Source organism: Pseudomonas sp. FP2254 (genome assembly GCF_030687695.1).
GTDB classification, from domain to species: Bacteria; Pseudomonadota; Gammaproteobacteria; order Pseudomonadales; family Pseudomonadaceae; genus Aquipseudomonas; species Aquipseudomonas quebecensis.
This window is the reverse complement of sequence record NZ_CP117444.1, coordinates 3,293,888-3,313,239: the sequence shown is the minus strand read 5'-3', so window position 1 is coordinate 3,313,239 and position 19,352 is coordinate 3,293,888. Positions and strand designations below refer to the sequence as shown.

The following is a 19,352-nucleotide window of genomic DNA, read 5'->3' as shown; positions in this document are numbered from 1 at the left end:
GTTACGCCTAAAGTCGCACGTTGTGCTCAAGATTGGCGTTTTTCCCTTTGCTTTCAGGCTTGTAGGCGACAATTTATGCTGTTTTCGATGCAAATGAGCATGGCGCTAGGTTTCAGTCGTCATTTATCTGGAGTAGGCTCGAACGCAGCCAGATGTTCAATCCATAGATGGAGTTCAGCATGGGATACAAGAAGATTCAGGTTCCGGCAGTCGGCGACAAAATCACCGTCAACGCAGACCATTCTCTCAATGTTCCTGACCACCCGATCATCCCGTTCATCGAAGGTGACGGTATTGGCGTCGACATCAGCCCAGTGATGATCAAGGTGGTCGACGCAGCTGTTGCCAAGGCTTATGGCGGCAAGCGCAAGATTTCCTGGATGGAAGTCTACGCCGGCGAAAAAGCCACGCAGGTTTACGACCAGGACACCTGGCTGCCCCAGGAAACCCTGGACGCGGTCAAGGATTACGTAGTGTCCATCAAGGGCCCGCTGACCACGCCGGTGGGCGGCGGTATCCGTTCGTTGAACGTTGCCCTGCGCCAGCAACTCGATCTGTATGTTTGCCTGCGCCCCGTCCGCTGGTTCGAAGGCGTGCCCAGCCCGGTGAAAAAGCCTGGCGACGTGGACATGACCATCTTCCGTGAAAACTCCGAAGATATTTACGCCGGTATTGAGTGGAAAGCCGGTTCGCCTGAAGCGATCAAGGTGATCAAGTTCCTCAAGGAGGAAATGGGCGTCACCAAGATCCGTTTCGACCAGGACTGCGGGATTGGCGTCAAGCCGGTGTCCAAGGAAGGTACTCAGCGTCTGGCGCGTAAAGCCCTGCAATATGTGGTGGATAACGATCGTGATTCGCTGACCATCGTGCACAAAGGCAACATCATGAAGTTCACCGAAGGGGCCTTCAAAGAGTGGGCCTATGAAGTGGCCGCGCAGGAGTTTGGCGCGACCTTGCTGGACGGCGGGCCTTGGATGCAGTTCAAGAACCCGAAAACCGGCAAGAATGTGGTGGTCAAGGATGCGATTGCCGACGCCATGCTCCAGCAGATCCTGCTGCGGCCGGCGGAATATGATGTGATCGCCACCCTTAACCTCAATGGCGACTACCTGTCCGATGCCCTCGCGGCGGAAGTCGGCGGCATCGGTATTGCGCCGGGCGCCAATCTGTCCGACACCGTCGCCATGTTCGAGGCGACTCACGGCACCGCGCCCAAGTATGCGGGCAAAGACCAGGTCAACCCCGGCTCGCTGATCCTGTCGGCGGAAATGATGCTGCGTCACATGGGCTGGATCGAGGCGGCGGACCTGATTATCAAGGGGACCAATGGCGCGATTTCGGCCAAGACCGTGACCTATGACTTCGAGCGACTGATGGACGGCGCGAAGCTGGTGTCGTCGTCAGGCTTTGGTGATGCGTTGATTTCGCATATGTAAGGCAGGCTAAATAAAACGGCCATTCTGCTGAACCAGAATGGCCGTTTTTTTTGCAGGCTATTTACCCAAATGCGATCAGGCCAGTTGCTTCTTTTCTTTAGAGGATTGATCTTTTTTGGGCTTTTTTTCGTGCGTCGTGTCGTGGGCCGTCCCGGGCGCCGCCGCGCAGGCCGCACAAATTTCAACGGCATGCAGTCCCTTTGGCCCCTGAATGATTTCGAACTCCACACTTTGGCCTGCTTTCAGCGTCTTGTAGCCGTCCATGGTGATCGCTGAATAGTGCGCAAAAAGGTCATCGGTTTTACCTTCTTCATTAATAAAGCCGTATCCCTTGGCGTTATTGAACCACTTGACCTTACCTTTGATCTTGCTGCCAGACATAACCCATTTCCTTCTGCACCAGACTCCATCACTGGAGTATCATCCAGTTTATCCGTCCTAACCCGAATAAATAAGGTTGACTGCGCGGACCTTTTTTACCCACTGTGGGTTCTATTGGTTGTAACACCGTTTTGCCGATAGTCAAGGCGACCAGTCGGTCAGAGTTGAAATTCTGACAGGTTGCCCCCACCACTGTATTGAACAACTGACGAACCTTTCTTTCCATGCATGCAATCAGCCAGATTCGACTAACATTCAATCAGGATCGACCGGATCACGAACACGATGACGACGGTTCTGCAGGCATTGCTGTTCAGGAGGCCAAGCCTGCCTTACAGGCGCCGCCGATGTACAAGGTGGTTTTGTTCAACGATGACTACACACCGATGGATTTCGTGGTCGAAGTGCTCGAGGTGTTTTTTAACCTGAACCGCGAGTTGGCGACCAAGGTAATGCTGGCCGTTCATACAGAAGGACGGGCAGTATGTGGAGTGTTTACCCGCGACATCGCCGAGACAAAGGCCATGCAGGTCAACCAGTACGCCAGGGAAAGCCAGCATCCGCTACTCTGTGAAATCGAGAAGGACGGTTAACGCCGACCACTTGGGTATGAGGTGAAGCTATGTTAAACCGCGAGCTCGAAGTCACCCTCAATCTTGCCTTCAAGGAGGCTCGTTCGAAGCGTCATGAATTCATGACCGTCGAGCACCTGCTGCTGGCACTTTTGGATAATGAAGCTGCCGCCACCGTTCTGCGTGCGTGCGGCGCCAACCTCGACAAACTCAAGCATGATCTGCAGGAGTTTATCGACTCCACCACGCCACTGATCCCCGTGCATGACGAGGACCGTGAAACCCAGCCGACCCTGGGTTTTCAGCGGGTATTGCAGCGTGCCGTTTTCCACGTACAGAGCTCCGGTAAGCGTGAAGTCACGGGCGCCAATGTGCTTGTGGCGATCTTCAGCGAACAGGAAAGCCAGGCGGTGTTTCTGCTCAAGCAGCAGAGCGTTGCCCGTATCGATGTGGTCAACTACATCGCCCACGGTATCTCCAAGGTGCCTGGGCACGGCGATCATTCCGAGGGTGAGCAGGATATGCAGGACGACGAGGGCGGCGAGTCTTCTTCTTCGGGCAATCCACTGGATGCCTATGCCAGCAACCTCAATGAACTGGCGCGTCAGGGGCGGATCGATCCGCTGGTGGGGCGTGAGCTTGAAGTCGAGCGCGTAGCGCAGATCCTTGCGCGTCGTCGCAAGAACAATCCGCTGCTGGTCGGCGAGGCCGGCGTGGGTAAAACCGCGATTGCCGAAGGCCTGGCCAAGCGTATCGTCGACAATCAGGTGCCGGATCTGCTGGCCAGCAGTGTCGTATATTCCCTCGATCTGGGCGCCTTGCTTGCCGGTACCAAATACCGTGGCGATTTCGAGAAGCGCTTCAAGGCGTTGCTGGGCGAGTTGAAAAAACGCCCGCAAGCGATCCTGTTCATCGATGAGATTCACACCATCATCGGTGCCGGCGCAGCTTCCGGTGGGGTCATGGATGCGTCCAACCTGCTCAAGCCGTTGCTGTCGTCGGGTGATATCCGTTGCATCGGCTCCACCACGTTCCAGGAGTTTCGCGGGATTTTCGAGAAGGATCGCGCCCTGGCGCGGCGCTTCCAGAAAGTCGATGTGTCCGAACCTTCGGTTGAAGACACGATCGGCATCCTGCGTGGCCTGAAGGGCCGCTTCGAGGCGCACCATGGCATCGAGTACACCGATGAAGCGCTGCGCTCGGCCGCGGAGTTGGCGTCGCGCTACATCAACGACCGTCACATGCCTGACAAGGCGATTGACGTAATCGATGAGGCGGGTGCTTACCAACGTCTCCAGCCAGCCGAGAAGCGCGTGAAGCGCATTGATGTGCCGCAGGTCGAAGATATCGTGGCGAAAATTGCGCGGATTCCGCCAAAACACGTCACCAGCTCGGACAAGGAGCTGCTGCGTAACCTGGAGCGCGACCTCAAGCTGACCGTGTTCGGTCAGGATGCGGCCATCGATTCGCTGTCCACGGCTATCAAGCTGTCGCGCGCGGGCCTCAAGTCGCCGGACAAGCCTGTCGGCTCGTTCCTGTTCGCCGGTCCTACCGGCGTCGGCAAGACCGAGGCGGCGCGGCAATTGGCCAAGGCCATGGGTATCGAGCTGGTTCGCTTCGATATGTCCGAGTACATGGAGCGCCATACCGTGTCACGCCTGATTGGTGCGCCTCCTGGTTATGTGGGCTTCGATCAGGGCGGTCTGCTCACCGAGGCGATCACCAAGCAGCCTCACTGCGTATTGCTGCTCGATGAAATCGAGAAGGCACACCCGGAAGTCTTCAACCTGCTGCTGCAGGTGATGGATCACGGGACCCTGACCGACAACAACGGGCGCAAGGCGGATTTCCGCAACGTGATCGTGATCATGACCACCAACGCCGGTGCCGAGACGGCCGCGCGGGCTTCGATTGGCTTCAGCCATCAGGATCACTCTTCCGATGCGATGGAAGTGATCAAGAAGAGCTTTACACCGGAGTTCCGCAACCGTCTGGACACTATCATCCAGTTTGGTCGCCTCAGTCATGAGGTTATCAAGAGCGTGGTGGACAAGTTCCTTACCGAGCTCCAGGCGCAGTTGGAAGACAAGCGCGTACAGCTCGATGTCACGGAAGCGGCGCGCAGTTGGATCGCCGAAGGTGGCTACGATGCGGCAATGGGCGCCCGCCCAATGGCGCGTTTGATCCAGGACAAGATCAAGCGGCCACTGGCCGAGGAGATCCTGTTTGGCGAGCTGTCCGACCATGGTGGCGTGGTGCATATCGACCTGAAGGATGGCGAGCTGACCTTCGAGTTCGAGACCACCGCTGAAATGGCCTGATCGTACCGCACCCATGCAAAAGGCGTCGAAACAGACTGTGTGAAAACACACTGACAGGCCTTAGACCAAACGCCCCGACTTGTTCGGGGCGTTTGTTTTTGTGCTGAAAAAGGCTCTTCAGCCCATCAGTTGCATCATTTTCTTGGCTCCCAAGACACTGATCGCCCGCTTGAAGTTGTACGCGGTCACGGCCAGGGCCATTTCAGCTTTCGTCCCTTCAAGTTGTCGTAGCAAGAACCGCCCGTTCCCAAATAGCCATTGTTTGAGATTGCCAAACGGGTGCTCCACGATGGATCTGCGTCGCTCCATCATCTCTGGATGCAGTTGCATCCGCTGTGCCATACGCTCAAAGGCTTCCTCTTGTGCGTGACGTGAGACATAGCGGCGCTGAGCCTTTGTACATTGGGCTTTCAGCGCACATCCAGCGCAGTCGCTGACTGCCGCCTGGTAGATCCGGTCGCCTTTGCAACGCTGCTTCAGGGTTAGCCATTGACCTGCCGGGCACTGGTATCGATCCTGTTCAGCGTCATAGGTAAAGTCCTGGCGCTCGAATAATGTCTCTCCGCCTGGGTTCGAAGTTCGGTTTGGCGGCACGTACACGGTAATGGAGGCATCCTCGCACGCCTGGAATTGCTGGCCATTTGAGTAGCCCATATCGGCTGTCACGGTCAGCGTGTCCTGCCCCAGTTCGGCCTTGGCAGCTTTAGCTATGGGTTCAAGCTGTTTGCGGTCGTCACCATCTTGCGTCACCTCATGGTGCAAAATCAGACAGTGCTCTGCGTCCACGGCTGTTTGCACGTTATAGGCAACACGAGCCCCCTTTGGCGTGCGCATCATTCGGGCATCGCTTTCGTGCGTGTTGAATTGCTCCAGCCCCATCGACTTCATCAAAGCTTGGCAACTACGGTTGTCTTGCTGCTTGGCCTCAAGCTTCGCCAGTGCCGCCTTGATCGCAGTGCGATCGACCACTTGCTCGCCCTCTGCTTTATCAACGGCATCCAGGTCAGCCAGGTATTGGGCGATCCGTTTATCCAGCTTCTCCTCCTGACGCTTGAGCTGATTCAAATTCAGGTGGCGTCGCGAGGAAGCGACTGCCTGAAACTTACTGCCATCGATCGCAACCAGATCGCCCGCAATCAAGCCGACGGATCGGCAGAACTGCACAAAAGCTCGGCACGTCGTAACGAACGCTACTTTGTTGTTCTTGCGAAAGTCGGCGATGGTCTTGAAGTCGGGTTTAAGCCGGTTGATCAACCACATCACTTCGATGTTGCGTTGGCACTCAGCTTCTAGGCGCCGCGACGATCGAATGCGCTGAAAATAGCCATAGAGATAGAGCTTGAGCTGATCGGCGGGGTCGTAAGCTGGGCGCCCAGTGGCCTTGGGCTGAGCCTTCTCAAAACCGAGCTGGCCCAGATCGAGCTTGGTGACATACAGGTCGATGACCCGTACGAGGTGATCTTCAGGGATCAGTTCCTCCAGCGAGACCGGGAACAGGCTGGTCTGGCTGCGGGACTCGCCTTGTATGTAGGCCATAACGAAAAATGCTCCGTATCTTTCGATACGGAGCATTCTCTTAAAGGGCCGGACAGATTGCTAGGTTTTCACACAGTCTGGAAAGGCGCCTTTTTGCTGTGTGGAAATGCGATTGCCAGACCAATGAAGATCCAGTGTGGGAGAGAGCTCACCGCAGAGCCCCTTCGATGTTTGAAAAATCATGCACACAAAAACGCCCGGCATAACCGGGCGTTTTGTATTGACTTGCTTAGCGAGCGCGGTAAGTGATGCGCCCTTTGCTCAAGTCATAGGGCGTCAGCTCGACGCGCACTTTGTCACCGGTAAGAATACGAATGTAGTTCTTGCGCATCTTGCCGGAGATATGCGCGGTTACGACGTGCCCATTTTCCAACTCCACACGAAACATGGTGTTGGGCAGGGTGTCGACGACAGTGCCTTCCATTTCGAAGCTGTCTTCTTTCGACATGCAGTAAAGCCCTCGGTATCCAGTGAATGGCCCGGTGCAACTGCGCCAGGCAAAAGCGGCGTGCATTGTGCCCGAAAAAGGGTGTTTAAGCCAAGGGGTTCTAGTTAAGCGTGACCCATCTTTGATTAATCAGCAGCTCAATGGGCCGATATTGGGTCTTGTAATTCATTTTTTTGCAGTTTTTGATCCAGTAGCCGAGGTACACCGCCTCCAGTTCCAGGCGCAGCGCTTCGCCGATTTGCCAGAGAATGGCAAAACGCCCCAGGCTGCGGCGCTCCTCGCCGGGTTCGTAGAACGTGTACACCGCCGATAGGCCGTTAGGCAGCAAATCGGTGACCGCCACGGCCAGCAACCGACCACCCGCGCAAAACTCATAGAATCGCGAGAAGGGCAGGTCGCGTACCAGGAACGTGGAAAACTGGTCGCGACTGGGTGGGAACATATCGCCGTCGGCGTGGCGTTGCTCGATATAGCGTTGGTAGAGGTCGAAATACTCTTCAGTGAACCTCGGCCTGGCCGACGTTACTGTCAGGTCGGCATTACGCTTGAGGATGCGTTTCTGGTTGCGGTCCGGCAGGAATTGCCCCACGGGGATCCGGGCCGGAACGCAGGCGTTGCAATTCTGGCAATGGGGCCTGTACAGGTGGTCGCCACTGCGACGAAAGCCCATTTCCGAAAGATCGGCGTACACATGCACGTCCATGGGCTGGCTGGGGTCGAGGAACAGCGTGGTGGCCTGCTCGTCGGGCAGATAGCTGCAAGAGTGAGCTTGAGTGGCATAAAACTTCAAGCGCGCCAGCTCGGTCATGATCAACCCTCGGGATAAGCTTTGAAATAAGTGTAAGCCAGGTCAGCGCAAGTCGCCTAAGAAAGCCAGGGTCCGGCGTTGGGTTGGTCCAGGTGGTCGCGCAGAAAGCCCGCAAACTCGCTGCGGGAAATACCGCGTGCACCCAGGCTGTGCAGATGGTCGTTGGGCATCTGGCAGTCGATCAACACAAAGCCCCAGGCCTGCAGTTGCCGTGTGAGGGTCGCAAACCCGAATTTGGAGGCGTTGTCGGCGCGGCTGAACATCGATTCGCCAAAGAACAGTTGGCCCATGGCCAGGCCGTACAGGCCGCCTACCAGCGTGCCGTTGTCCCACACCTCCACTGAATGGGCATGGCCGCGCCTGTGCAGTTCCAGGTAGGCGGCCTGGATGCCTTCGGTGATCCAGGTGCCATCGGCGTAGGCGCGTGGTGCGGCGCAGGCCTGGATGACGGCGGCAAAATCCTGATCGAAGGTCACGGTGTAACGCTGCTGGCGCAACAGTTTGGCCAGGCTGCGGGACACGTGCAGTTCGTCGGGGAAAATCACGGTACGAGGGTCCGGCGACCACCACAGGATCGGCTGGCCCTCCGAAAACCAGGGGAAGCAGCCGTGGCGATAGGCCTGGATCAGGCGCTCGGCCGATAAGTCGCCGCCGGCGGCTAGCAGGCCGTTAGGTTCGCGCATGGCCTTGGCCAGCGGGGGGAAAGTCAGCGAGTCGCGTTGTAACCAGGTCAGCATGGGTATCCAGGCTAGCGAAAGGGGAGGGGAGTGGCAGGCTTGGCACCTGCCGCGCGAGTGCTGATTATTGTCGACGCGGCGCCCTGGGGCCAGCCCGAATCGGCCGTTGGCGTGGATTAGCATGAGCGGGTGTTTCTGCAACTCTGGGCCGAGGGTGCGGTCGTAAGCGGGGCGGTCACATGCAGGCCATTTGCCAAGCTGCTTTGGATTGTCGGAAACAGCGCATAAGCCTTTGTCAGCAAAGGCAATGCATGCTCAAATTGAACCCGTCGCAACAGCGTAATCGGCCAGGCCGTCGAGTTGCAGGCAATGGCGTGGCATCGTGGTCACAAACCCGTACAATGCGGCCAGTGTGGCGTTATCGTCGTTTCGCACGGCAAGCACCCGTGCTGAAAGTAATTTTCACCCCGTTGGTTCATTTTTCAGCTGCCCGGATCCGGCATTATTTTGCAGTCATTCAACAGATGGACGCGCTAAAAGCGCAGGAAAAGACCCGTTTTGAAGAAATCCACCGCGACACCTAAAACAGTCGTGCCGGCCTGGCGTCAGCACCTGCATTATCGTCTCAAGGAAGGTGCGCTGATCGCGATCGGCGCATTGTGCCTGTTCCTGATGATGGCCTTGCTCACCTATGGCAAGGACGATCCGGGCTGGAGCCATAACAGCAAGATCGACGACGTACAGAACTTCGGTGGCCCCGTCGGCTCCTACAGCGCCGATATCCTGTTCATGGTGTTGGGTTACTTCGCCTATATCTTCCCGTTGCTGCTGGCGATCAAGACCTGGCAGATCTTCCGCCAGCGCCACGAGCCGTGGCAGTGGAGCGGCTGGCTGTTTTCCTGGCGGCTGATCGGCCTGGTGTTCCTGGTGCTGTCCGGCGCCGCGCTGGCCCATATCCATTTTCATGCCCCCACCGGTCTGCCGGCGGGCGCGGGCGGTGCCCTGGGTGAAAGCCTGGGCGATCTGGCGCGCAGGACCCTGAATATCCAGGGCAGCACCTTGATGTTTATCGCGCTGTTCCTGTTCGGCCTCACGGTGTTCACCGACCTGTCGTGGTTCAAAGTGATGGACGTGACCGGCAAGATCACCCTTGACCTGCTTGAATTGTTCCAAGGCGCCGCCAATCGCTGGTGGGCGGCCCGGGTCGAGCGCAAACGCATGGTGGCCCAGCTGCGCGAGGTGGATACCCGCGTCAACGAAGTGGTGGCGCCGAGCACGCCGGATCGTCGCGAGCAGGCCAAGGTCAAGGAGCGCCTGATCGAGCGCGAGCAGGCCCTGAGCAAGCACATGTCGGACCGCGAGAAGCAGGTACCGCCGGTCATCGCCCCCGCGCCGCCCAAGGCCCCGGAGCCGAGCCATCGCGTGCAGAAAGAGAAACAGGCCCCGTTGTTTATCGACAGCGCGGTCGAAGGCACCTTGCCACCTATCTCTATTCTCGACGCGGCTGAAAAGAAACAACTCAACTATTCCCCCGAGTCCCTGGCGGCCGTCGGCCATCTGCTGGAGATCAAACTCAAGGAATTCGGCGTCGAAGTGTCGGTCGATTCCATTCACCCAGGCCCCGTGATCACCCGTTACGAAATCCAGCCTGCGGCTGGCGTCAAGGTCAGCCGTATCTCCAACCTGGCCAAAGACCTGGCGCGCTCCCTGGCCGTGACCAGCGTGCGCGTGGTGGAAGTGATTCCCGGCAAGACCACCGTAGGTATCGAGATTCCCAACGAAGACCGCCAGATCGTGCGCTTTTCCGAGGTGCTGTCGACGCCGGAGTACGACAACTTCAAGTCGCCGGTCACCCTGGCCCTGGGGCACGACATCGGCGGCAAACCGGTCATCACCGATTTGGCGAAAATGCCACACCTGCTAGTGGCCGGTACCACCGGTTCCGGTAAGTCGGTGGGCGTGAACGCGATGATCCTGTCGATTCTGTTCAAGTCCGGCCCGGAAGACGCCAAACTGATCATGATCGACCCCAAGATGCTTGAACTGTCGATCTATGAAGGCATCCCGCATTTGCTCTGCCCGGTGGTCACCGACATGAAGGACGCCGCCAACGCGCTGCGCTGGAGCGTGGCCGAGATGGAGCGACGCTACAAGCTGATGGCGAAGATGGGCGTGCGTAACCTGTCGGGCTTCAACGCCAAGGTCAAGGAAGCCCAGGACGCCGGCACGCCGCTGACCGACCCGCTGTACAAACGCGAAAGCATTCACGACGAAGCGCCGCTGCTGACCAAGCTGCCGACTATCGTCGTGGTAGTGGACGAATTCGCCGACATGATGATGATCGTTGGCAAGAAGGTCGAAGAACTGATCGCACGTATCGCCCAGAAGGCTCGTGCCGCCGGCATCCACTTGATCCTTGCGACACAACGTCCATCGGTGGATGTCATCACCGGTCTGATCAAGGCCAACATCCCGACGCGCATGGCGTTCCAGGTGTCGAGCAAGATCGACTCGCGGACCATCATCGACCAGGGCGGCGCCGAACAGCTGCTCGGCCACGGTGACATGCTCTACATGCCGCCGGGCACCAGCCTGCCGATCCGCGTACACGGCGCCTTCGTTTCCGACGATGAAGTCCATCGCGTGGTGGAAGCCTGGAAACTGCGCGGCGCGCCGGAATACAACGACGACATCCTCGCGGGCGTTGAAGAGGCCGGCAGCGGCTTCGACGGCGGCAGCAGCGGTGGCGACGATGACGCCGAGACCGACGCGCTGTACGACGAAGCCGTGGCATTCGTGCTGGAAAGTCGCCGTGCCTCGATTTCCGCCGTGCAGCGCAAGTTGAAGATCGGCTATAACCGCGCCGCCCGTATGATCGAAGCCATGGAAAACGCCGGTGTCGTCACCGCAATGAACACCAACGGCTCGCGCGAAGTCATTGCCCCCGGGCAGATGCGCGACTGACTACGTGCCGCATGGCAGCATGCGGCATGCCCTAACGACTCAATGAGGACTCCCATGCGCTTTATTCGCATGCTGTTGTTGCCGGCCCTGGCCCTGACTGCTGTTTCGGCGCATGCCGACCCGGCTTCCGTCACCAGCTTGAAGAATCTGTTGGACAAATCCCAGACCCTTACCGCGCGCTTCTCCCAGTTGACCTTGGATGCGGGCGGCACCCAGTTGCAGGAAACTGCGGGCGAGATGGCCGTGCAGCGCCCAGGCCTGTTCTACTGGCACACCGAAGGCAAGGCTGAGCAGACCATCGTTTCCGATGGCCAGAAGGTCACGCTGTGGGACCCGGACCTGGAGCAGGCAACCATCAAGAAGCTTGACCCGCGCCTGAACCAGACCCCGGCGCTGCTGCTGTCGGGCGATGTGTCGAAAATCAACGAAAGCTTCGACATCACCTCCAAGCAGACCAGCAACGTGATCGAGTTCACCCTCAAGCCGAAATCCAAGGACACGCTGTTTGACACATTGTCCCTGTCGTTCGGCAACGGCGTGATCAATAACATGCGCCTGGTCGACAGCGTCGGCCAGCGCACCGATATCCTGTTCAGCGGGGTCAAGGCCAACCAGCCAGTACCTGCGTCCAAGTTCAAGTTCGACATCCCCAAGGGTGCCGACGTGATCCAGGAATAAACTGCCCAGAGGTTTCAAACGCTGCCCATGGACCTGTTTCGAAGTGACCCGATTGCCCAGCCCCTGGCCGCGCGCCTGCGCTCGACCAACCTGGATGAGTACGTCGGTCAGGAACACCTGCTCGCGCGCGGCAAGCCCCTGCGCGAGGCGCTGGAACAGGGTGCGTTGCACTCGATGATTTTCTGGGGGCCGCCGGGGGTGGGTAAAACCACCCTGGCGCGTCTGCTGGCGAAAGTCTCGGACGCGCACTTCGAAACGGTCTCGGCGGTGCTGGCTGGGGTCAAGGAGATCCGCCAGGCCGTCGAAGTCGCCAAGCAGCAGGCCGGCCAATACGGCAAGCGCACCATTCTGTTCGTCGACGAAGTGCACCGCTTCAACAAATCGCAGCAAGATGCGTTTTTGCCGTATGTCGAAGACGGCACCCTGATTTTTATCGGCGCCACCACCGAAAACCCCTCGTTTGAACTCAACAACGCCTTGCTCTCGCGTGCACGGGTCTATGTGCTCAAGAGCCTGGATGAAGCGGCCATGCAGAAGCTGCTGCACCGGGCCTTGAGCGAAGACAAAGGCCTGGGCAAGCGCCAACTGAGCGTCAGCGACGAAGGCTTCAAAATCCTGCTCAGCGCCGCCGACGGCGATGGCCGACGTTTTCTCAACCTGTTGGAAAACGCGTCGGACCTGGCCGAAGACGGTAGCGAGATCGGCGTCGACCTCCTGCAAAGCCTGCTCGGCGATACCCGTCGCCGTTTCGACAAGGGCGGCGAAGCGTTCTACGACCAGATTTCAGCGCTGCACAAATCCGTGCGCGGCTCCAACCCGGACGGCGCGTTGTACTGGTTCGCGCGCATGATCGACGGGGGCTGCGACCCCCTGTACCTGGCGCGTCGCGTGGTACGCATGGCCAGCGAAGACATCGGCAACGCCGACCCGCGAGCCTTGAGCCTGTGTCTGGCGGCGTGGGATGTGCAGGAGCGCCTCGGCAGCCCGGAAGGCGAGTTGGCCGTGGCCCAGGCCATCACCTATCTGGCCTGCGCACCCAAAAGCAACGCGGTGTACATGGGCTTCAAGTCCGCCCTGCGTGCGGCCGCCGAGTACGGTTCCCTGGAAGTGCCGCTGCACCTGCGCAATGCGCCGACCAAGTTGATGAAGCAACTGGGCTACGGTGACGAATACCGCTACGCCCACGATGAACCGGACGCCTACGCGGCCGGCGAAGACTACTTTCCCGATGCTCTGGAGCCCCAGCCGTTCTACCAGCCGGTGCCTCGCGGCCTGGAGTTGAAGATCGGCGAAAAGCTCAACCATCTCGCGCAACTCGATCGCCTCAGCCCCAAACAGCGGAGAAAGTAGTGCTCAAGACAATTCTTGCCGTGTCCGTGGCCGGCATCGCTGGTACATTATTGCGTTTCGCCACCGGCACCTGGGTCAGCGCCAACTGGCCGAAGCATTTTTATGCGGCGACCCTGGCGGTCAATCTGGTGGGCTGTTTGATTATCGGGCTGTTGTACGGCTGGTTTCTGTTGCGCCCGGAAGTGCCGATTGAGATTCGCGCCGGCTTGATTGTCGGCTTTGTAGGCGGTCTGACGACCTTTTCATCCTTTTCACTGGATACGCTGCGCCTGCTGGAAAGCGGGCAGGCCCTGGTCGCCTTCGGGTACCTGGGCATCAGCGTGTTCGGCGGGCTGCTCGCCACCTGGGCCGGCCTGTCCTTGACCAAACTTTGATAAACGAGAGACCGACATGCTCGATTCCAAACTGTTACGTAGCAACCTTCAGGACGTAGCGGACCGCCTGGCTTCCCGTGGCTTTGCCCTGGATGTCGCGCGCATCGAAGCGCTGGAAGAACAGCGCAAGACCGTCCAGACCCGCACCGAAGCACTGCAGGCTGAGCGGAATGCGCGTTCCAAATCCATCGGTCAGGCCAAGCAGCGCGGTGAAGACATCGCGCCGTTGATGGCGGACGTCGAGCGCATGGGCACCGAGCTGTCCAACGGCAAGGCCGAACTGGACAAGATCCAGTCCGAGCTGGATCAGATCCTGTTGGGTATCCCTAACCTGCCGGACGCCTCGGTACCGGTCGGCGAAGACGAAGACGGTAACGTCGAAGTGCGCCGCTGGGGCACGCCCAAAGCCTTTGATTTCGAGATCAAGGACCACGTCGCCCTGGGCGAATTGAGCGGTGGCCTGGATTTCGAGACCGCCGCCAAGCTGTCCGGCGCGCGCTTTGCCCTGCTGCGCGGCCCGATCGCGCGCCTGCATCGTGCCCTGGCGCAGTTCATGATCAACCTGCACACCGGCGAGCACGGTTACGAAGAAGCCTATACACCTTACCTGGTTCAGGCGCCGGCGCTGCAGGGCACAGGCCAGTTGCCGAAGTTCGAGGAAGAGCTGTTCAAGATCAGTCGCGACGGCGAAGCCGACTTTTATCTGATTCCGACCGCTGAAGTGTCGCTGACCAATATCGTTGCCGGCGAGATTCTCGACGCCAAGCAACTGCCGATCAAATTTGTCGCCCACACCCCATGCTTTCGCAGTGAAGCCGGCGCCTCGGGCCGCGACACCCGCGGCATGATCCGCCAGCACCAGTTCGACAAAGTCGAGATGGTGCAGGTGGTCGAGCCGTCCAAGTCCATGGAAGCCCTGGAAGGCCTGACCGCCAACGCCGAGCGCGTTCTGCAGCTGCTTGAATTGCCGTATCGCGTACTGGCGCTGTGCACTGGCGACATGGGTTTCAGCGCCGTGAAGACCTACGACCTCGAAGTGTGGGTGCCAAGCCAGGACAAGTACCGCGAGATTTCCTCGTGCTCCAACTGCGGTGATTTCCAGGCGCGTCGCATGCAGGCGCGTTTCCGCAACCCGGAGACCGGCAAGCCGGAGCTGGTGCACACCCTCAACGGTTCGGGCCTGGCCGTCGGCCGTACCCTGGTCGCCGTGCTGGAAAACTACCAGCAGGCCGACGGTTCGATCCGCGTGCCCGAGGTGCTCAAGCCGTACATGGCGGGCGTCGAGGTTATCGGCTAAATGGAATTTCTGCCGCTGTTTCACAACCTGCGCGGCAGCCGGGTGCTGGTGGTCGGTGGTGGGGAAATTGCCTTGCGCAAATCCCGGCTGCTGGCCGATGCCGGCGCCGTGCTGCGGGTGGTTGCTCCCCAGATCGAAGACCAGTTGCGCGTGCTGGTGCAGGGCAGTGGCGGGGACCTGATTTTGCGCGGTTATCAGGAAGCCGACCTGGATGGTTGCACCCTGATTATCGCCGCGACGGACGATGAACCGCTGAATGCGCAAGTGTCCAGCGACGCCAAGCGTCGGTGCGTGCCGGTCAATGTGGTGGATGCACCGGCCTTGTGCAGTGTGATCTTCCCGGCAATTGTCGACCGTTCGCCCCTGGTGATCGCGGTGTCCAGTGGCGGCGACGCGCCGGTGTTGGCGCGACTCATCCGGGCCAAACTGGAAACCTGGATTCCGTCCACCTATGGCCAGTTGGCCGGGTTGGCCGCGCGCTTCAGGGCCCAGGTCAAAGGCCTGTACCCGGATGTGCAGCAGCGTCGTGCGTTCTGGGAAGAAGTTTTCCAGGGCCCGATTGCCGACCGTCAACTGGCCGGGCAGGGCGACGAGGCAGAGCGCCTGTTGGTCGAGAAGGTCAACGGTGCGCCGCCCCATGCGCCGGGTGAGGTCTACCTGGTGGGTGCCGGTCCGGGTGATCCCGACCTGCTGACGTTTCGCGCCTTGCGCCTGATGCAGCAGGCCGACGTGGTGCTCTACGACCGCCTGGTCGCCCCGGCGATCCTGGAGTTGTGCCGTCGTGACGCCGAGCGCGTGTATGTCGGCAAGCGGCGCGCCGAGCATGCGGTGCCGCAGGACCAGATCAACCAGCAATTGGTGGACCTGGCCAGGCAAGGCAAGCGCGTGTTGCGTCTTAAAGGGGGCGATCCGTTCATCTTTGGCCGTGGCGGCGAGGAAATCGAGGAACTGGCCGCCCATGGCATCCCGTTCCAAGTAGTGCCGGGCATCACTGCGGCCAGCGGCTGCGCGGCCTATGCCGGTATTCCGTTGACCCACCGCGACTACGCCCAATCCGTGCGTTTTATCACCGGACACTTGAAGAACGGCACCTCTGACCTGCCCTGGCAGGACCTGGTAGGGCCTTCGCAAACGCTGGTGTTCTATATGGGCTTGATTGGCTTGCCGATCATTTGCGAACAGCTGATCCAGCATGGTCGTGCGCCGGACACGCCGGCGGCGTTGATCCAGCAGGGCACCACGTCCAACCAGCGCGTGTTCACCGGCACCCTGGCGGACTTGCCGCGCATGGTGGCGGAGCATGAAGTACATGCGCCGACACTGGTAATCGTGGGTGAGGTGGTGGTGCTGCGTGAGAAACTGAAGTGGTTTGAAGGCGCCCAGTCTCAGGTCTGAGCCTGAAGCGCCATCACCCTGTGGAAGGGGGCTTGCCCCCGACGCGGCCTGGCAGTCAGCCAGGATGTTGGATCAGCTCCACACCCCTTTTCCGCTCAAGCGCTGCCGATGGTGCACGGTATCGAACGCCTGCAATGGCCCCTTCGGCACAATCCCGGTGGGGTTGATGGTGCGGTGGCTGGCGTAGTAGTGCCCTTTGATGTGTTCGAAGTCCACCGTCTCGGCCACGCCAGGCCACTGATACATTTCCCTCAGCCAATTCGACAGGTTCGCATAATCGGCAATTCGCCGCAGATTGCATTTGAAGTGGCTGTAATACACCGCATCAAACCGAATCAGCGTGGTGAACAGCCGCACATCGGCTTCGGTGAGGTATTCCCCGGCCAGGTAGCGATGCTCGCCCAGGTGCTGTTCCAGATGGTCCAGCTCGGCGAATACATCATTGAACGCGCTTTCGTAGGCCTGTTGCGAGGTGGCAAAGCCAGCACGGTACACGCCGTTGTTGACGGCCGGGTAGATGCGCGCGTTGAGTGCGTCGATGGTGGCGCGCAACGGTTCGGGGTAGAAGTCCAGGGTGTTGCCGGTCAGCCCATTGAACGCGCTGTTAAACATGCGGATGATTTCCGCCGATTCGTTGCTGACAATGCGCTTGAGCTGGTTGTCCCACAGCACCGGTACGGTGACCCGCCCGGTGTAGTCGGGCGTGTCGGCGGTGTAGCGTTGGTGCATGTAGGCAAAGTCGTCGAGTCGATCGCCGGTGGAGCCTTTGGCCTTATCGAAGGTCCAGCCGTTTTCCAGCATCAGCCAGCTGACCACCGACACATCGATCAGGTTTTCCAGGCCCTTGAGCTTGCGCAGGATCAACGTGCGATGTGCCCACGGGCAGGCGAGGGAGACATAGAGGTGATAGCGACCGGCTTCGGCCTTGAAGCCGCCTTCGCCACTCGGGCCGGGCTGGCCGTCGGCGGTGACCCAGTGGCGGCGTTGCGCCTGCTCGCGCTGGAAAGCGCCATCCGCGCTACTTTCGTACCACTGGTCTTTCCAGTGTCCTTCGATCAGCAAACCCATGACTGGCTCCTCGACTAATAAGCGTTGGAGGCCAGTCTAAAGCTCAGGGTTCGATTTAAAAGCGCAAAGACTGCGGGTCAATTATCGATTAAATCGATCTGTCCCGCGCTTGCCAGTACTCCTCGGCCATCGCAAATGCCTGCTCCCGGGGTTGCCCAAGGCCGCGTAACGCCAGGGCCATGGTGGCGATCAGCGCCAGTTGCGGGTAGCTGTCCTCGACATCGCCACGCCATACCGATTTGAGGTGTTCAGGCTCCAGGGTCGCCGGTTTGACATGGCGCTGGGTGGAAAGGGCCGGCCACTCTTCGTCCCAGCTCTGGCCGCCGGTGGTGCCGTAGAGATGGCTGAGGGTGTCGGGGTTGATCTCGATCTCGCCGCCATCCCCCTTGACCACGATCACCGTGTCGCCGAGCAGGCCGCTGGCATCGCGATGCACGCCCTGATAGCCGGGGTGGAAAATGCTCTGCAGGCCGCATCGGGCGTTCAACGGGTTGAGCAGGCGCGCCAGGGAATGTATCGGCGAGCGCAGGCCCAGGGTGTTGCGCAGGTCGATCATGCGCTGCAACTGCGGCGCCCAATCCCCTAGCGGGATAAACGCCAGGTTGCCTTGGGCAAACGCGGCCTCGACCTGCTGCCAGTCGCGGCACAATGGAATCTGCAAACCTTGCAGCAATTGCTCGGTGTACAGCCGCCCGGCGGTGTGCGCGCCGCCACCGTGCATCAGGATACGCACGCCGTTTTGCGCCAGGCACTTGGCGGCCAGCAGAAACCACGGCAGATGGCGCTTTTTACCGGCATAGCTGGGCCAGTCGATGTCCACGTTCAGCGCCGGAGCGTTCAGGCGCTCGCGCACCGCTTCAGTAAAACCGGCGAGTTCTTCCGGGCTTTCTTCCTTGTGCCGCAGCAGCATCAGGAAGGCGCCGAGCTGGGTGTCCTCGACTTTTTCGTCGAGCAGCATGCCCATGGCTTCGCGGGCTTCCTCACGGGTGAGGTTGCGCGCACCGCGCTTGCCTTTGCCCAGGATGCGCACGAACGGCGCAAACGGATGCTCGTCGGGGGTTTGCAGGGTCAGTGGGGCAAAGTCGGTCATAAGCAATTCGTCGGCCGGGGCAGGCCCGCCAGTTTGGCGGCGAGTTTGGCGGGAGTGCCGTTGAACAGTTTGTTGAGGTGCAGGCTGTTGCCCTTTTCCGGGCCCAGCTTCAAGGCGGTGTACTTGATCAGCGGGCGCGTGGCCGGGGACAGCTGGAATTCGGCGTAGAACTGGCGCAGCAGATCGAGGATCTGCCAGTGGTCCGGGGTCAGCTCCAAGGCTTCGGCGGCGGCCAGGGCGTGGGCGACTTCGACGGACCAGTCATCCAGGTCGACCAGATAGCCGTCCTTGTCCAGTTCCAGGCTGCGCGTACCGACGATGAGCGTATTCATAGCCAGGTGTTGACCTTGTCGTAGTCGATCGACAATTGCACGAATCCCGGATAATCCACGCTGCCGGCCCATTCAGGCAGCGGCAGATTGCGTGCCTGGCGGTCTTCGGCCAGCACGAAGACCTTCACGCCTTTGGCCTGCAGCGCCGCGTTGTGCAGGCCGTAGGTGCCGTCACCACACAGCAGGATTGCATCATGAGCGCCGCAGACCCGCAGGCAACTGGCGAGGCGGCTGTCGGTAAAGGGCGAGTGGGAAACCACATGGAGAGTCGACATCAGAGGGTCATCACCTGGTCGTAACGTTCAATCAACTGGGAAACAGCGGCGCTGTCCAAGGGCTGCGCACTGGCGGGAGGCGTAAGCCCGCGTTCGGCCAGGCTGTGGCTGCAGGCGAACACGTCATCGATGCCGAACAACCCGAGGGCCTGCAGATTGGCGCTGAGGTCTTTTTGCTGCACGGCCTTGGCGTCCTGGCCGGGGGCCAGTTGAAACACGCCGTCGTCCATGAACAGCAGGCCGATCGGCAGATCGAAGGCACCGCCGGCCAGCACGATGTCCAGCGCTTCGCGCGCACTTGGGCCGGACCACGGAGCCTGGCGGCTGATTACCAACAAGGATTTGGACAT

The 19,352-nt window shown here is 59.9% G+C and carries 20 protein-coding genes; 10 read left to right on the top strand and 10 right to left on the bottom strand.

Translation table 11 applies throughout. The features are described from left to right. Positions 1–179: 179 nt before the first annotated feature. The gene (gene icd / locus PSH94_RS15160; protein ID WP_181076630.1) at positions 180–1,436 is read left to right on the top strand and encodes an NADP-dependent isocitrate dehydrogenase; all 1,257 of its coding nucleotides are present in this window, start codon (positions 180–182) and stop codon (positions 1,434–1,436) included. 75 nt (positions 1,437–1,511) lie between these two features. Here icd and cspD read toward each other — a convergent pair whose 3' ends face one another. Beyond that, on the bottom strand, positions 1,512–1,817 hold the full coding sequence (cspD, locus tag PSH94_RS15155; protein ID WP_181076631.1) for a cold shock domain-containing protein CspD: 306 nt from the start codon (positions 1,815–1,817) through the stop codon (positions 1,512–1,514). Positions 1,818–2,041: 224 nt separating this feature from the next. Here cspD and clpS point away from each other — a divergent pair, with 224 nt between their 5' ends. Together clpS and clpA are read left to right on the top strand one after the other, a co-directional pair. Further along, on the top strand, positions 2,042–2,410 hold the full coding sequence (gene clpS / locus PSH94_RS15150; protein ID WP_010567912.1) for an ATP-dependent Clp protease adapter ClpS: 369 nt from the start codon (positions 2,042–2,044) through the stop codon (positions 2,408–2,410). A 29-nt stretch (positions 2,411–2,439) separates the two neighbouring features. After that, complete coding sequence (clpA, locus tag PSH94_RS15145) at positions 2,440–4,710, top strand: ATP-dependent Clp protease ATP-binding subunit ClpA (protein ID WP_181076633.1); 2,271 nt, start codon at positions 2,440–2,442, stop codon at positions 4,708–4,710. 117 nt (positions 4,711–4,827) lie between these two features. On the opposite strand, the gene PSH94_RS15140 is transcribed toward clpA, so the two are convergent. From PSH94_RS15140 to aat, 4 genes are all read right to left on the bottom strand, one after another. Continuing rightward, positions 4,828–6,246, bottom strand: coding sequence for an IS1182-like element ISPfl3 family transposase (locus PSH94_RS15140; RefSeq protein ID WP_305435084.1), 1,419 nt, complete (start codon positions 6,244–6,246; stop codon positions 4,828–4,830). 229 nt (positions 6,247–6,475) lie between these two features. Then, entirely contained in the window at positions 6,476–6,694 is a 219-nt protein-coding gene (gene infA / locus PSH94_RS15135) for a translation initiation factor IF-1 (RefSeq protein WP_002553999.1), read from the bottom strand. Between the two features lie 100 nt (positions 6,695–6,794). Next, positions 6,795–7,502, bottom strand: a complete 708-nt coding sequence (locus tag PSH94_RS15130; protein ID WP_305435083.1) for an arginyltransferase — start codon at positions 7,500–7,502, stop codon at positions 6,795–6,797. 56 nt (positions 7,503–7,558) lie between these two features. Continuing rightward, positions 7,559–8,239, bottom strand: coding sequence for a leucyl/phenylalanyl-tRNA--protein transferase (gene aat / locus PSH94_RS15125; protein WP_305435081.1), 681 nt, complete (start codon positions 8,237–8,239; stop codon positions 7,559–7,561). Between the two features lie 251 nt (positions 8,240–8,490). On the opposite strand from aat, the gene PSH94_RS15120 reads away from it, so the two are divergent. The 7 genes from PSH94_RS15120 to cysG are packed head-to-tail and all read left to right on the top strand — an operon-like array spanning position 8,491 to position 16,237. Further along, the gene (locus PSH94_RS15120; RefSeq protein ID WP_305435079.1) at positions 8,491–8,763 is read left to right on the top strand and encodes a hypothetical protein; all 273 of its coding nucleotides are present in this window, start codon (positions 8,491–8,493) and stop codon (positions 8,761–8,763) included. Beyond that, positions 8,738–11,143: a DNA translocase FtsK gene (locus PSH94_RS15115; protein ID WP_181076639.1), complete on the top strand. Its 2,406-nt coding sequence runs from the start codon at positions 8,738–8,740 to the stop codon at positions 11,141–11,143. The genes PSH94_RS15120 and PSH94_RS15115 overlap by 26 nt, the downstream gene beginning before the upstream one ends. Positions 11,144–11,197: 54 nt before the next feature. Continuing rightward, positions 11,198–11,821 (top strand): outer membrane lipoprotein chaperone LolA, encoded by a 624-nt coding sequence (lolA, locus tag PSH94_RS15110; RefSeq protein WP_253508214.1) that lies wholly within the window; start codon positions 11,198–11,200, stop codon positions 11,819–11,821. A 27-nt stretch (positions 11,822–11,848) separates the two neighbouring features. Next, the gene (locus PSH94_RS15105; RefSeq protein WP_181076643.1) at positions 11,849–13,171 is read left to right on the top strand and encodes a replication-associated recombination protein A; all 1,323 of its coding nucleotides are present in this window, start codon (positions 11,849–11,851) and stop codon (positions 13,169–13,171) included. After that, positions 13,171–13,545: a fluoride efflux transporter CrcB gene (gene crcB, locus PSH94_RS15100; protein ID WP_034098661.1), complete on the top strand. Its 375-nt coding sequence runs from the start codon at positions 13,171–13,173 to the stop codon at positions 13,543–13,545. Before PSH94_RS15105 ends, crcB begins: the two co-directional genes overlap by 1 nt. Positions 13,546–13,561: 16 nt before the next feature. Then, positions 13,562–14,842 (top strand): serine--tRNA ligase, encoded by a 1,281-nt coding sequence (gene serS, locus PSH94_RS15095; RefSeq protein ID WP_305435072.1) that lies wholly within the window; start codon positions 13,562–13,564, stop codon positions 14,840–14,842. After that, positions 14,843–16,237 (top strand): siroheme synthase CysG, encoded by a 1,395-nt coding sequence (cysG, locus tag PSH94_RS15090; RefSeq protein ID WP_305435071.1) that lies wholly within the window; start codon positions 14,843–14,845, stop codon positions 16,235–16,237. 72 nt (positions 16,238–16,309) lie between these two features. On the opposite strand, the gene PSH94_RS15085 is transcribed toward cysG, so the two are convergent. The 5 genes from PSH94_RS15085 to tusC all read right to left on the bottom strand — a co-directional run bounded on the left by PSH94_RS15085 (position 16,310) and on the right by tusC (position 19,352). Next, positions 16,310–17,305 (bottom strand): glutathione S-transferase family protein, encoded by a 996-nt coding sequence (locus PSH94_RS15085; RefSeq protein WP_305435069.1) that lies wholly within the window; start codon positions 17,303–17,305, stop codon positions 16,310–16,312. 88 nt (positions 17,306–17,393) lie between these two features. Continuing rightward, entirely contained in the window at positions 17,394–18,395 is a 1,002-nt protein-coding gene (locus PSH94_RS15080) for a glycosyl transferase family protein (RefSeq protein WP_305435067.1), read from the bottom strand. After that, on the bottom strand, positions 18,392–18,727 hold the full coding sequence (locus PSH94_RS15075; protein ID WP_181076650.1) for a TusE/DsrC/DsvC family sulfur relay protein: 336 nt from the start codon (positions 18,725–18,727) through the stop codon (positions 18,392–18,394). Before PSH94_RS15075 ends, PSH94_RS15080 begins: the two co-directional genes overlap by 4 nt. Continuing rightward, complete coding sequence (gene tusB, locus PSH94_RS15070) at positions 18,724–19,002, bottom strand: sulfurtransferase complex subunit TusB (RefSeq protein WP_181076652.1); 279 nt, start codon at positions 19,000–19,002, stop codon at positions 18,724–18,726. The genes PSH94_RS15075 and tusB overlap by 4 nt, the downstream gene beginning before the upstream one ends. Next, a complete protein-coding gene (gene tusC, locus PSH94_RS15065) occupies positions 19,002–19,352 on the bottom strand; it encodes a sulfurtransferase complex subunit TusC (RefSeq protein WP_181076653.1) in 351 nt (116 codons plus the stop codon). Before tusC ends, tusB begins: the two co-directional genes overlap by 1 nt.